This is a genomic window from Pseudomonas fluorescens, assembly GCF_018614775.1.
Lineage (GTDB): Bacteria > Pseudomonadota > Gammaproteobacteria > Pseudomonadales > Pseudomonadaceae > Aquipseudomonas > Aquipseudomonas fluorescens_BY.
The window spans coordinates 25,162-39,138 of record NZ_JAGGOF010000019.1 but is presented as its reverse complement, the minus strand read 5'-3'; the positions used below and the strand labels follow the sequence as shown (position 1 = coordinate 39,138).

Annotated in this window: 15 protein-coding genes; all 15 read right to left on the bottom strand. The window is 59.2% G+C overall.

From position 1 onward, the window contains the following. Positions 1-67: 67 nt before the first annotated feature. Positions 68-1,900: a glutamine--fructose-6-phosphate transaminase (isomerizing) gene (glmS, locus tag J7E36_RS05335; RefSeq protein WP_215000585.1), complete on the bottom strand. Its 1,833-nt coding sequence runs from the start codon at positions 1,898-1,900 to the stop codon at positions 68-70. 1 nt (position 1,901) lies between these two features. Beyond that, positions 1,902-2,678, bottom strand: a complete 777-nt coding sequence (locus tag J7E36_RS05330) for a DeoR/GlpR family DNA-binding transcription regulator (RefSeq protein WP_215000584.1) — start codon at positions 2,676-2,678, stop codon at positions 1,902-1,904. A gap of 214 nt (positions 2,679-2,892) precedes the next feature. After that, entirely contained in the window at positions 2,893-4,260 is a 1,368-nt protein-coding gene (gene glmU, locus J7E36_RS05325; protein ID WP_215000582.1) for a bifunctional UDP-N-acetylglucosamine diphosphorylase/glucosamine-1-phosphate N-acetyltransferase GlmU, read from the bottom strand. A gap of 116 nt (positions 4,261-4,376) precedes the next feature. Further along, positions 4,377-4,802 carry a F0F1 ATP synthase subunit epsilon gene (locus J7E36_RS05320; protein WP_024777790.1) on the bottom strand — a complete coding sequence of 142 codons (426 nt, stop codon included), beginning with the start codon at positions 4,800-4,802 and terminating at the stop codon, positions 4,377-4,379. Positions 4,803-4,847: 45 nt separating this feature from the next. Continuing rightward, positions 4,848-6,224 (bottom strand): F0F1 ATP synthase subunit beta, encoded by a 1,377-nt coding sequence (atpD, locus tag J7E36_RS05315; RefSeq protein ID WP_215000580.1) that lies wholly within the window; start codon positions 6,222-6,224, stop codon positions 4,848-4,850. 27 nt (positions 6,225-6,251) lie between these two features. Beyond that, positions 6,252-7,112, bottom strand: coding sequence for a F0F1 ATP synthase subunit gamma (gene atpG, locus J7E36_RS05310; RefSeq protein WP_030139034.1), 861 nt, complete (start codon positions 7,110-7,112; stop codon positions 6,252-6,254). A gap of 50 nt (positions 7,113-7,162) precedes the next feature. After that, a complete protein-coding gene (gene atpA, locus J7E36_RS05305) occupies positions 7,163-8,707 on the bottom strand; it encodes a F0F1 ATP synthase subunit alpha (RefSeq protein ID WP_053126819.1) in 1,545 nt (514 codons plus the stop codon). A gap of 21 nt (positions 8,708-8,728) precedes the next feature. Then, a complete protein-coding gene (locus tag J7E36_RS05300) occupies positions 8,729-9,265 on the bottom strand; it encodes a F0F1 ATP synthase subunit delta (RefSeq protein ID WP_003187192.1) in 537 nt (178 codons plus the stop codon). A gap of 12 nt (positions 9,266-9,277) precedes the next feature. Next, complete coding sequence (locus J7E36_RS05295; RefSeq protein ID WP_215000578.1) at positions 9,278-9,748, bottom strand: F0F1 ATP synthase subunit B; 471 nt, start codon at positions 9,746-9,748, stop codon at positions 9,278-9,280. Between the two features lie 58 nt (positions 9,749-9,806). Beyond that, positions 9,807-10,064, bottom strand: a complete 258-nt coding sequence (gene atpE, locus J7E36_RS05290) for a F0F1 ATP synthase subunit C (RefSeq protein WP_194788647.1) — start codon at positions 10,062-10,064, stop codon at positions 9,807-9,809. 132 nt (positions 10,065-10,196) lie between these two features. Continuing rightward, positions 10,197-11,066, bottom strand: coding sequence for a F0F1 ATP synthase subunit A (gene atpB / locus J7E36_RS05285; protein WP_215000576.1), 870 nt, complete (start codon positions 11,064-11,066; stop codon positions 10,197-10,199). 16 nt (positions 11,067-11,082) lie between these two features. After that, positions 11,083-11,490: a F0F1 ATP synthase subunit I gene (locus tag J7E36_RS05280; protein WP_215000574.1), complete on the bottom strand. Its 408-nt coding sequence runs from the start codon at positions 11,488-11,490 to the stop codon at positions 11,083-11,085. A 148-nt stretch (positions 11,491-11,638) separates the two neighbouring features. Continuing rightward, positions 11,639-12,511, bottom strand: coding sequence for a ParB/RepB/Spo0J family partition protein (locus tag J7E36_RS05275; RefSeq protein WP_215000572.1), 873 nt, complete (start codon positions 12,509-12,511; stop codon positions 11,639-11,641). A 9-nt stretch (positions 12,512-12,520) separates the two neighbouring features. Next, a complete protein-coding gene (locus J7E36_RS05270) occupies positions 12,521-13,318 on the bottom strand; it encodes a ParA family protein (protein ID WP_003187199.1) in 798 nt (265 codons plus the stop codon). Positions 13,319-13,336: 18 nt separating this feature from the next. Next, positions 13,337-13,972 carry a 16S rRNA (guanine(527)-N(7))-methyltransferase RsmG gene (gene rsmG, locus J7E36_RS05265; protein ID WP_215000715.1) on the bottom strand — a complete coding sequence of 212 codons (636 nt, stop codon included), beginning with the start codon at positions 13,970-13,972 and terminating at the stop codon, positions 13,337-13,339. Positions 13,973-13,977: the final 5 nt, after the last annotated feature.

The following is a 13,977-nucleotide window of genomic DNA, read 5'->3' as shown; positions in this document are numbered from 1 at the left end:
GGGAATTATAAAGCGACTATAGACCGATTATAGTCGCTCCCCCTACGCGCTCCGACCGGCTCGAAACTCACTCCACCGTGACAGATTTCGCCAGATTCCGCGGCTGGTCCACGTCAGTGCCCTTGAGCACGGCCACGTAGTACGACAGCAGTTGCAGCGGGATGGTGTAGAGGATCGGCGAGAGGATGTCGTGGATGTGCGGCATGTGCACGACGTGGGTGCCTTCGCCATTGGTCATGCCGGCCTTCTCATCCGCGAAGACGATCAGTTGACCGCCACGGGCGCGCACTTCCTGCAGGTTGGATTTGAGCTTTTCCAGCAGCTCGTTGTTCGGCGCCACGGTGACCACCGGCATGTCGTTGTCCACCAGGGCCAGCGGGCCGTGCTTGAGCTCTCCGGCCGGGTAGGCTTCGGCGTGGATGTAGGAGATTTCCTTGAGCTTCAAGGCGCCTTCCATTGCCACCGGGAATTGTGCGCCACGGCCCAGGAACAGCGTGTGGTTTTTCTCGGCGAACAGCTCGGCGATTTTTTCTACCGTGCTGTCCATCGCCAGGGCCTCGCCCAGACGGGTCGGCAGGCGGCGCAGTTCTTCCACCAGTTTCGCTTCGACGCCCTCGGCCAAGGTGCCGCGCACCTGACCCAACGACAGGGTCAACAGCAACAGGCCGACCAACTGCGTGGTGAAGGCCTTGGTCGATGCCACACCGATCTCCCGGCCGGCTTGAGTCAGCAGCGTCAGGTCGGATTCGCGCACCAGCGAGCTGATGCCCACGTTGCAGATTGCCAGGCTGGCGAGGAAGCCCAACTCCTTGGCATTACGCAGGGCGGCCAGGGTGTCGGCGGTTTCGCCGGATTGGGAAATGGTCACGAACAGCGAATCGGGTTGCACCACCACTTTGCGGTAGCGGAACTCGCTGGCCACTTCGACCTGGCACGGAATCCCGGCCAGTTCTTCCAGCCAGTAACGGGCAACCATGCCGGCGTGGTAGCTGGTACCGCAGGCAACGATCTGCACGTTGCGGACCTTGGCAAACAACTCGGCCGCCTGTGGACCGAAGGCCTGGACCAACACCTGGCTCTGGCTCACGCGCCCTTCCAGGGTGCGTTGTACCACGGCCGGTTGTTCGTGGATTTCCTTGAGCATGAAGTGACGGAACTCGCCCTTGTCGGCGGCCTCGGCACCGTCGCGGTATTGAACGGTCTCACGCTCCACGGCTTTGCCATCAATGTCCCAGATCTGCACGCTGTCGCGGCGGATTTCGGCGATGTCGCCTTCCTCCAGGTACATGAAACGGTCGGTGACCTGACGCAACGCCAACTGATCGGAAGCCAGGAAATTTTCCCCCAGGCCCAGGCCGATCACCAGCGGGCTGCCGCTGCGGGCTGCCACCAGGCGATCGGGTTGGTTGGCACTGATGACCGCCAGGCCATAGGCACCGTGCAGTTCCTTGACCGTCGCCTTGAGGGCGGCGCTCAGGTCCGGCAGGTCCTTGAGCTTGTGATTGAGCAGGTGGGCGATGACTTCGGTGTCCGTGTCCGAGGTGAACACGTAGCCGAGTGCCTTGAGTTGCTCACGCAGGGCCTCGTGATTTTCGATGATGCCGTTGTGCACCACCGCCAAGCCTTCGGAGAACATCGGGTGCGCGTTACGTTCGCAAGGCGCGCCATGGGTAGCCCAGCGGGTGTGGGCGATGCCCAGGCGCCCGATCAGGGGTTGCGCTTCCAGCGCCAGCCCCAACTCGCTGACCTTGCCCGGACGACGCACCCGCTCGAGCTTCTCGTCGTTGGTAAACACCGCCACACCGGCGCTGTCATAGCCGCGGTATTCGAGACGCTTGAGGCCTTCGAGCAAGATTGCAGTGATGTTGCGTTCCGCAACGGCGCCGACAATTCCACACATGCTATTTCTCCTGGCTGACAGACGCGCAGATCACATTGATGCCGCGGGCCTGAATCTGATCGCGGGCCTCTACGGGCAGGCGATCATCGGTAATGAGGGTATGGATGTTGCTCCACGGCAGTTCCAGGTTGGGGATCTTGCGGCCGATCTTGTCGGCCTCCACCATCACGATCACTTCGCGGGCAACCTCAGCCATCACACGGCTCAGGCCCAGCAGTTCGTTGAAGGTGGTGGTACCACGGACCAGATCGATGCCGTCGGCACCGATGAACAACTGGTCGAAATCATAGGAGCGCAGGACCTGCTCGGCGACCTGGCCCTGGAACGATTCGGAATGCGGGTCCCAGGTGCCACCGGTCATCAACAGCACTGGCTCGTGCTCCAGCTCGTTCAAGGCCCTGGCCACGTGCAGGGAGTTGGTCATGACGACCAACCCCGGTTGCAGGCCTAGCTGAGGGATCATGGCCGCCGTGGTGCTGCCACTGTCGATGATGATTCGCGCATGTTCGCGGATCCGCTTCACGGCGGCCCGGGCAATGGCTTGCTTATAACGGGAGACGGTCTGCCCGTTATCGGCCACCAACTCCTGCGGCATGGGCACCGCGCCACCGTAGCGGCGCAGTAACAAGCCGTTGGTTTCCAGGGCGGCGAGATCCTTGCGAATCGTAACTTCCGAGGTTTCGAAGCGTTTGGCCAACTCATCCACACTCACTTCGCCCTGCTCCTGGAGCAAGGCGAGAATGTTGTGGCGGCGTTGTGGCGTGTTGCGTTTCGACATAACGGGATAAGTTTCGATTCGAAAGATAACGTAAGCAATCAAAACCTATTGCGTAGCGGTCGTCAAGGCGCAGGGAGGAAAACTCTGAAGGATCGGTTGTGAATATCAGTGTGGGAGCGAGCCTGCTCGCGAAAGCGGCATGTCAGTCAAGTAGCCGTCGACTGATATGACGCCATCGCGAGCAGGCTCGCTCCCACAGAGGGTGTGGATAACTTTAGGGCTTCTTGATCTTTTCCGGACGCTTCCAATTGTCGATATTGCGCTGACGCGCACGGCCTACGGCCAATTGGGACTTATCCACATTTTGAGTGATGGTCGAACCTGCCGCTGTCGTTGCACCGTTAGAGATATCCACAGGCGCCACCAGCGAGTTATTGGAGCCGATGAAGACATCTTCACCCAACACGGTCTTCCACTTATTCGCGCCATCGTAATTGCAGGTGATGGTACCGGCGCCAACATTGGTGCGAGCCCCCACTTCAGCGTCACCCAGATACGTCAAGTGGCCGGCTTTGGCACCTTCGCCCAGATGAGCGTTCTTCAGCTCGACGAAGTTACCCACATGGGCGCCGGCATCCAGGACCGAGCCGGGACGCAAGCGGGCGAACGGGCCGGCGTCGCTGCCTTCACCCATGACCACGCCATCTAGGTGACTGTTGGCCTTGATCACCACGCCTTTGCGCAGGGTGCTGTCCTTGATCACGCAGTTCGGGCCGATAACCACGTCGTCTTCGATCACGACGTTGCCTTCAAGGATGACGTTGATGTCGATGACCACGTCGCGGCCCACGCTGACTTCACCGCGCACATCAAAACGGGCCGGGTCACGCAGGGTCACGCCTTGGGCCATCAGGCGGCCAGCGGCGCGCAGCTGGTAGTGGCGCTCCAGTTCGGCCAGCTGCTTGCGATCATTGGCGCCCTGCACTTCCATGGCGTCCAGCGGCTGTTCGGTGGCAACCACCAGCCCGTCGGCGACCGCCATGGCAATCACGTCGGTCAGATAATACTCGCCTTGGGCGTTGTTGTTCGACAGGCGACTCATCCAGTCGCCCAGGCGCTCAGCCGGTACCGCAAGGATGCCGGTATTGCCTTCGGTGATCGCTCGCTGGGCTTCGTTGGCGTCTTTCTGCTCGACAATGGCGGTAACCTGGCCGTCGGCGTTGCGCACGATACGCCCGTAACCCGTGGGGTCGTTCAGTTCGACGGTCAACAGGCCCAGTTGCTGGGGCGCGACATGCTTAAGCAGGCGCTGCAAGGTATCGACTTCGATCAGCGGTACATCGCCGTAGAGAATCAGCACGGTGTCAGCGGTGATGAATGGTACGGCTTGGGCGACCGCATGCCCTGTCCCGAGCTGCTTGTCCTGCAGGACGAAGTTAAGGTCATCGGCCGCCAGGCGCTCGCGCACGGCGTCGGCGCCATGGCCAATCACCACGTGAATGCGCTGTGGATCAAGTTGACGAGCGCTGTGGATAACATGGCCAAGCATGGAATTGCCGGCGACCGGGTGCAGGACCTTGGGCAGCGCCGAACGCATGCGGGTGCCTTGACCGGCCGCGAGGATAACGATTTCGAGAGACATGACTGGCTACCAATCCTGGGTGGTCAGCGGCTGCGACCAGATGATGAGTGTCTGAAAAAAGAAAAAAGGGTAGCCGAGGCTACCCTTTTTAATCAATCACACAGAAAGCGGACGGCTTAGCCGCCGAACTTCTTGCGGATCTGCTGGACGGTGCGCAGCTGGGCTGCGGCCTCGGCCAGACGTGCAGCAGCAGAACCATAGTCGAAGTCTGCGCCTTTTTCGTGCAGGGCCTTCTCGGCAGCCTTGACGGCTTCCTGAGCAGACGCTTCGTCCAGGTCGGCAGCACGTTGCACGGTGTCGGCAAGGACCTTGACCATGTTCGGCTGAACCTCGAGGAAACCACCAGAGATGTAGAACACCTCCTTTTCCCCGCCCTGCTTGGTCAGACTGATCGGACCTGGCTTCAAGCTGGTGATCAGCGGTGCATGACCCAGGGCGATACCAAGATCACCCAGCTCACCGTGCGCAACCACAAACTCGACCAGACCGGAGAAAATTTCCCCTTCCGCACTGACGATATCGCAATGGACTGTCATAGCCATCTGATTGCCTCAACCTAAATTAGCGCCCGTTACCGGGCGCCGGGATTACAGTTTCTTGGCTTTCTCGATCGCTTCTTCGATGCCGCCGACCATGTAGAACGCTTGTTCTGGCAGGTGGTCGTAGTCACCGTTGAGGATGCCTTTGAAGCCAGCAATGGTGTCTTTCAGGGAAACATATTTACCCGAGGCACCGGTGAAGACTTCAGCCACGAAGAACGGCTGCGACAAGAAGCGCTGGATCTTACGAGCACGGTTTACCAACTGCTTGTCGGCTTCCGACAGCTCGTCCATACCCAGGATCGCGATGATGTCCTTCAGTTCCTTGTAACGCTGCAGCACGTACTGGACGCCGCGAGCGGTGTCGTAGTGCTCCTGGCCGATCACGTTCGGATCCAGCTGGCGCGACGTCGAGTCCAGTGGGTCTACCGCTGGGTAGATACCCAGGGAAGCGATGTCACGGGACAGAACGACGGTGGCGTCCAAGTGGGCGAAGGTGGTCGCTGGCGACGGGTCGGTCAAGTCGTCCGCTGGTACGTAGACCGCCTGGATCGAGGTGATCGAACCTTGCTTGGTCGAAGTGATGCGCTCTTGCAGCACGCCCATCTCTTCGGCCAGGGTCGGCTGGTAACCTACTGCCGAAGGCATACGGCCCAGCAGTGCGGATACTTCGGTACCGGCCAGGGTGTAACGGTAGATGTTGTCGACGAACAGCAGAACGTCGTTACCTTCGTCACGGAACTTCTCGGCCATGGTCAGGCCGGTCAGAGCAACGCGCAGACGGTTTCCCGGCGGCTCGTTCATCTGCCCGTAGACCAGTGCCACTTTGTCCAGAACGTTGGAGTCCTTCATCTCGTGGTAGAAGTCGTTACCCTCACGAGTACGCTCACCCACACCGGCGAACACGGAATAACCGCTGTGCTCGATGGCGATGTTACGGATCAGTTCCATCATGTTTACGGTCTTGCCGACACCGGCACCACCGAACAGACCGACTTTACCGCCCTTGGCGAACGGGCAAACCAGGTCGATAACCTTGATGCCGGTTTCCAGCAGCTCGTTGCCACCCGCCTGTTCAGCGAAGGATGGCGCAGGACGGTGAATGCCCCAGCGCTCTTCGGTGTCGATCGGGCCCGCTTCGTCGATCGGGTTGCCCAGTACGTCCATGATCCGGCCGAGGGTCGCTTTACCGACCGGTACGGAGATGGCTGCGCCAGTGTTGTTGACGTCCAGACCGCGCTTCAAGCCCTCGGTGGAGCCCATCGCAATGGTACGAACCACGCCGTCGCCCAGCTGCTGCTGAACTTCCAGGGTGGTTTCGGCGCCTTGAACCTTCAAGGCGTCGTAGATGCTCGGTACGCTGTCGCGTGGAAATTCCACGTCGATAACGGCGCCGATGATTTGAACGATACGTCCGCTACTCATAGCTGGATCCTCTGAATATTTGAACCGTTAAACCGCGGCAGCGCCGCCGACGATTTCCGAGATCTCTTGGGTGATCGCAGCCTGACGCGCCTTGTTGTAGATCAGCTGCAAATCGCTGATCAAATCACCGGCGTTGTCGGTAGCGTTCTTCATCGCGATCATCCGCGCGGCTTGTTCAGCTGCGTTGTTCTCGACCACCGCCTGGTAGACCTGCGACTCCACGTAGCGGACCATCAAGCCGTCAAGCAGCTCCTTGGCATCCGGTTCGTAGAGATAGTCCCAGTGGTGCTTGAGTTCCTGTTCCGGGGTCGCCACCAGTGGAATCAACTGCTCCACGGTCGGCTGTTGCGTCATGGTGTTGATGAACTTGTTGGATACCACGGACAGGCGGTCGATCCGGCCTTCCAGATAAGCATCCAGCATCACCTTGACGCTGCCGATCAGATCATTGATCGACGGCTCTTCACCCAGATGGCTGATAGCGGCGACGACGTTACCGCCGAAGTTACGGAAGAAAGCCGCACCCTTGCTACCGACCACGCACAGATCGATCTCGACGCCTTGTTCGCGGTTTACCGCCATGTCCTTGACCAGGGCCTTGAACAGGTTGGTGTTCAAGCCACCGCACAGACCACGGTCACTGCTCACCACAACGTAACCGACGCGCTTGACGGCGCGGTCGATCATGAACGGGTGGCGGTATTCCGGGTTGGCGTTGGCCAGATGACCAATCACCTGGCGGATGCGCTCCGCATAAGGACGGCTAGCAGCCATGCGCATTTGTGCCTTGCGCATTTTGCTGACCGCCACTTTTTCCATGGCGCTGGTAATCTTTTGCGTGCTTTTGATGCTCGCAATCTTACTGCGAATCTCTTTTGCGCCTGCCATGTAACACCTATCAGGTTAGCAAGCGGGAGCCTTGCGGCTCCCGCTGCGGCTTACCAGGTTTGGGTGGCCTTGAACTTCTCGATACCGGCCTTGAGGCCAGCGTCGATTTCGTCATTGAAGTCACCCTTCACGTTGATCTTGGCCATCAAATCGGCGTGATCGCGGTTGAAGAAAGCAATCAGCGCTTGTTCGAAGCTGCCGATCTTGGCGATTTCAATGTCAGTCAGGAACCCACGCTCAGCGGCATACAGCGACAGCGCCATGTCAGCGATCGACATCGGTGCGTATTGCTTCTGCTTCATCAGCTCGGTAACGCGCTGACCATGCTCAAGTTGCTTACGGGTCGCTTCGTCCAGATCAGAAGCGAACTGGGCGAATGCCGCCAGTTCACGGTACTGGGCCAGGGCGGTACGGATACCACCGGACAGCTTCTTGATGATCTTGGTCTGCGCGGCACCACCCACACGGGATACCGAAACACCGGCGTTCACAGCAGGACGGATGCCCGAGTTGAACATGGCCGATTCCAGGAAGATCTGACCGTCGGTGATGGAAATCACGTTGGTCGGAACGAACGCGGAAACGTCGCCAGCCTGGGTTTCGATGATCGGCAACGCGGTCAGGGAACCGGTCTTGCCAGTCACTGCGCCGTTGGTGAACTTCTCTACGTACTCTTCCGAAACGCGGGATGCGCGCTCCAGCAGACGGGAGTGGAGATAGAACACGTCGCCTGGGTAGGCTTCACGGCCTGGTGGACGGCGCAGCAGCAGGGAGATCTGGCGGTAAGCCACTGCTTGCTTGGACAGATCGTCATAAACGATCAGCGCGTCTTCACCGCGGTCGCGGAAGTATTCGCCCATGGTGCAACCGGAGTACGGTGCCAGGAATTGCAGCGCGGCCGATTCCGAAGCACTGGCCGCCACGATGATGGTGTTGGCCAGGGCGCCGTTCTCTTCCAGCTTGCGAACCACGTTGGCGATGGTCGATTGTTTCTGACCGATTGCCACGTAGACGCAGAAGATGCCGCTGTTTTTCTGGTTGATGATCGCGTCGATCGCCAGAGCGGTCTTACCGATCTGACGGTCACCGATGATCAGCTCACGCTGGCCACGGCCGACCGGGATCATGGCATCGACAGCCTTGTAGCCAGTCTGTACAGGCTGGTCTACCGACTTACGCCAGATCACGCCTGGAGCAACTTTCTCGACCGCGTCGGTCTCGGTGTTGTTCAGCGGACCTTTGCCGTCAACAGGGTTACCCAGTGCGTCGACAACGCGACCCAGCAGTTCCTTACCTACCGGAACTTCGAGGATGCGGCCGGTGCACTTGGCGCTCATGCCTTCGGCCAGAGTCGTGTAGGCGCCCAGTACAACGGCACCTACAGAGTCTTGCTCAAGGTTGAGGGCCATACCGTAGACGCCGCCCGGAAACTCGATCATCTCGCCGTACATGACGTCGGCCAGACCGTGAATCCGCACGATGCCGTCAGATACGCTGACGACAGTGCCTTCGTTACGGGCTTGGGAGGTCACATCGAGCTTGTCGATGCGGCCCTTGATAATTTCACTTATTTCGGAAGGATTGAGTTGCTGCATTGCTCTGCTGCCCCTTCAAACTCAAGATTTCAATGCTTCGGCAAGTTTCGCGATTTTGCCGCGAATCGAGCCATCGATAACCAGGTCGCCGGCGCGGATGACAACACCCCCAATAAGGGATTTGTCTTCCTCGACTTGCAGGCGCACTTCCCGGTTGAGTCGTGCACTGAGAACCTTGGCGAGTTTGTCTTGCTGTTCTTGGTTCAATGCAAAAGCACTGGTTACTTCCACGTCTACCGACTTCTCTTGCTCAGCCTTGTACAGGTCGAAAAGAGCGGCGATCTCCGGCAGAAGCGGGAGACGGTCGTTTTCGGCAACGACGTGAATGAAATTCTGTGCCTTGGCATCGAACTTGTCGCCGCACACGTCAATGAACGTGGCGGCCTTTTCTGCGCTCGTCAGTCGCGGGGCCTTGAGCACGCGCTGCATGGTGTCGTCTTGCGACACCGCTGCAGCCAGGCCGAGCATGGCTGACCAATTGGCCAGTTGCTGGTGGGCCTGAGCGTGCTCGAAGGCCGCCTTAGCGTAAGGTCGGGCCAACGTGGTCAGTTCTGCCATGATCGCCCTCGCTTAGATTTCAGCAGCCAGTTGGTTAACCAGCTCTGCGTGCGCGTTTTGATCGATTGTGGCACCCAGGATCTTCGAAGCACCGCCAACGGCCAGGCTACCCACTTGGGCACGCAGCGCGTCTTTGACACTGTTCAGTTCCTGTTCGATCTCGGCTTGAGCCTGGGCCTTCACACGGTCAGCTTCGACACGAGCCTGTTCACGGGCTTCGTCGACAATCTGGGTACCGCGTTTCTTGGCTTGCTCGATGATTTCAGCTGCCTGAGCTTTCGCTTCGCGCAGTTGCTGACCCACTTTCTCATGGGCCAACTCCAAGTCGCGAGCTGCTCGGCTGGCAGCGTCCAGACCATCAGCGATCTTCTTTTGACGTTCGTGCAATGCCGCAATGACCGGAGGCCATACGAACTTCATGCAGAACACTACAAAAATCAGGAACGCAACGGACTGGCCAATCAGGGTCGCATTAATGTTCACGCCAACACCTCGCAGTTACGTTGTCCATCACATCAAACTACTCGAAAACCTCGAGTAATTAGCCAGCGATCTGAGCAACGAACGGGTTCGCAAAGGTGAAGAACAGAGCGATACCAACACCGATCATGGTGACGGCGTCGAGCAGACCGGCAACGATGAACATTTTGACTTGCAGCATTGGAACCATTTCCGGTTGACGCGCAGCGCCTTCCAGGAATTTGCCGCCCAGCAGGCCGAAACCAATTGCGGTACCCAGTGCGCCCAGGCCGATCAACAGTGCAACAGCGATAGCGGTTAGACCAACTACAGTTTCCATCTTTCCTCCCGACTTTTACGTCGTATGGTTTAGGTTTTTTAGATTAAAGCGGTAAAACAAATCGTTTCATCTGCCCGGTTCAGGCTCCCTCCCGTTTGACCGGGAAGGACATCAGACTAGTCGAGACTGGCCTTAATGGTTTTCTTCGTGCGCCATCGACAGGTAGACGATGGTCAGCATCATGAAGATGAACGCCTGCAGGGTGATGATCAGGATGTGGAACACAGCCCACGCCCACTGCAGAACGACACCCAGGCCACTGAGCCACAACAGGCCGCTGCCGAACATCACAGCGATCAGGATGAACACCAGCTCGCCGGCATACATGTTGCCGAACAGTCGCAGGGCCAGGGAGATTGGCTTGGCGATCAGGGTCACGAATTCCAGCAGGAAGTTCACCGGGATCAGCAGGGCCTGGACCAGGATATTCTTGCTGCCGAACGGGTGCAGGGTCAGCTCGCCGATGAAGCCGCCGAGGCCCTTGACCTTGATGCTATAGAAAATGATCAGTGCGAAAACCGAGAACGCCATGCCCAGGGTTGCGTTAGGGTCGGTGGTCGACACGGCGCGGAACGGGATGTGGTGGTCGCCGGAGATCAGGATGGCCAGCTGGGGAATCCAGTCGACCGGTACCAGGTCGACGGCGTTCATCAGGAACACCCAGACGAAGATGGTCAGTGCCAACGGTGCGATCACCGGGCTACGGCCATGGAAGCTGTCTTTCACGCTGCCATCGACGAATTCGACCAATACTTCAACGAAGTTCTGCAGTGCACCAGGCTGACCGGACGTCGCCTTCTTTGCCGCCATGCGGAAAAGAAAAACGAAGATCAGACCCAATGCGACCGACCAGCCGAGGGTATCGACGTGGAAAGCCCAGAAGCCCATTTCCTTGGCTTCTGCTGCGGAGTGGGCAAAGCCCCAGCCGCCGTTGGGTAGCTGACCGAAGGTCAGGTTCTGCAAGTGGTGCTGGATATAGCCCGAAGCGGTTGTCTCTGCCATGGTTGCCTCAAACGCCCTAAGGTCTCGAAAGTCTTGTTCTCATCAGCAGGGGAGCGAACCAGCTGACCAGTTGGGTCAGCACGAAGACGCCGAATACAGCCAGCGGCGCCAATGGCTTCACACCTGCGAACGTCAATGCAAACAGCACTGCCGTTAAAATCAGTTTCCCCGCCTCACCGGCATAAAACGACCGGACGATAGCCTGGGCTGCTCGGGCGCCGGAAAACCGAAAGGCCCTGTGAGCAAAGTAAATATTGGGGAGCAAGGCTATCAGGCCTCCGCAAAGGCTCGAGTATCCGGCGACGACTCCTTTCCATTGCCAGAGCGCCAATGCGGCGATCAGTACGACGGAGAATTGAGCCATCAAAACCGGGAAAACTGCCAGACGATGGAACGGCAAGCGGTTTGGCGTGCGGGTTTCCATCGCTTTTGCTCTCCAAGGGTCGGCTGCCATCATTCAATAACTTGGCATAATTTGTGCCGACAAAATGCGCGCAGAGTATAGGGGCGGTTCTGCCCCTATTCAACTGCCGGGTAGTGATTTCCGACTGCGCGCTACAAAGACAATTGTTTCAGCGAATGTGCGCAAGAACACCTTGCAGCTCATCGAGGGAGTTGTAACCGATTACCAGTTGGCCCTTGCCCTTCTTGCCATGGCGAATCTGCACCGCAGAGCCCAGGCGCTCGGCCAGGCGCTGTTCCAGGCGGGCGATGTCCGGGTCGGGTTTGGGGGCTTCGACAGGGGCCGGTTTGCCGCTCAGCCACTGGCGAACCAGTGCCTCGGTTTGGCGCACGGTGAGACCGCGTGCGACAACATGTCGCGCCCCTTCAACCTGTTGATTTTCCGGTAAACCGAGCAACGCCCGGGCATGACCCATTTCCAGATCGCCATGGGACAACATGGTCTTGATCACTTCCGGCAACGCAATCAGCCGCAGCAGGTTCGCCACGGTCACGCGGGACTTGCCCACCGCCTCGGCCACCTGTTGCTGGGTCAGCTGGAATTCCTGCTGCAGACGCTGCAGAGCTACCGCTTCTTCGATCGGGTTGAGGTCTTCGCGCTGGATATTCTCGATCAGCGCCATGGCAATGGCGGTTTCGTCGGGCACGTCGCGGACCATGGCCGGAATGGTTTCCTTGCCGGCCTGCTGACTGGCGCGCCAACGGCGTTCACCCGCAATGATTTCGAAGCGCCCGTTGGCGATCGGACGTACCACGATGGGCTGCATCACGCCCTGGCTCTTGATCGATTGGGCCAGCTCTTCCAGCGCTTGCGGATCCATGTCCCGGCGCGGCTGGTATTTGCCGCGCTGGATCAGGTCCAGCGGCAGGTGCTGCAACTCGCGCTCATCCACCTGTACGGCCTGTTCTTCCAGCGAACTGACCGTGGGACCACTGAGCAGTGCATCCAGTCCACGTCCGAGACCTCGTTTCTTGACGGCCATGGGGTTTCCTTAAGTTGGCTGGGCAGCAGCGGTGCGGGGGTTACGACGCTGACGGCGAACCATCTCGCCTGCCAGGGCCAGGTAGGCCAGCGCACCACGGGATTGTTTGTCGTAGGCCAATGCTGGCATGCCGTAGCTCGGCGCTTCGGCCAGGCGGATGTTACGCGGAATGACGGTGTCGTAGAGCTGCTCGCCGAAGTGTTCCTTGAGCTGGGCCGAGACGTCGTTCATCAGGCTAAGACGCGGGTCGTACATGGTCCGCAGCAAGCCTTCGACCTTCAGCTCCGGGTTCAGCAGCTCGGCGATGCGCTTGATGTTATCCACAAGGTCGCTCAACCCTTCCAGGGCGAAATACTCGCACTGCATCGGGATGATCACGCCATCGGCGGCCACCAGGGCATTGAGCGTCAGCATCGACAGCGACGGCGGGCAGTCGATCAGGATGTAGTCGTAATTCTCCCGGATCGGCGCCAGGGCGCTGCGCAGACGGCTCTCTTTCATCTGCATTTCCAGCAGGACCACTTCGGCCGCGGTCAGGTCACGGTTGGCCGGCAGCAGTTGGTAACCGCCGTGTTCGGAAAAGTGCATGGCCTGGCCGAGATCGCATTCGCCGATCAGCACGTCGTAGATGGAGTTTTCCAGGCCATGTTTATCCACACCGCTACCCATGGTGGCGTTGCCCTGTGGATCGAGATCGATCAACAGCACCCGGCGCTTGGTCGCGACCAGGGATGCTGCGAGGTTGATGCAGGTGGTGGTCTTGCCCACACCACCCTTCTGGTTCGCTATCGCGAATACCTTAGCCATTCTTGCTTGTGTTCCCAATCATGCCGTGCGGCGCAGTATCAGCAGATGGCGTTGGCCTTGGCAACCAGGTACGGCCAAGGCGTGTTCGCTATCGAGGTGGAAGTCTGCTGGCAATGCTACCAGCTCATCGGCCGGATGAACGCCCTTCATTGCCAGCCAGCGCGTGTTGGCATCGCCCAAGTGGCGAGTCCAGTTGCTGAAATTCTCCATGCTGCTGAACGCCCGGGAAATAATCCCGTTGAAAGGCTCGGCTGGCTGGAACGCTTCGACGCGACTGTGGATAACTTGCAGGTTGTCCAGTTTGAGTTCGAGTTTGACCTGGGTCAGGAAGCGGGTCTTCTTGCCGTTGCTGTCCAGGCAGGTCACTTGCGAGCCGGGAAACAGGATCGACAGCGGGATCCCCGGCATGCCGCCACCGCTGCCCACATCCAGCCAGCGACCGTCTTCGATGAAGGACATGACGCTGAGGCTGTCGAGCAGATGGCGCGAGACCATTTCATCCGGATCGCGCACCGCGGTCAGGTTGTAGGCCTTGTTCCACTTGATCAGCAACGCCAGGTAACCCAGCAACTGCGCGTGCTGGGCTTCGGTCAGGCTGACGCCAAGTTGCCGGGCACCTGTGGATAACTCTTCGGCGTGTTGCGAGGTGACCATCGAAC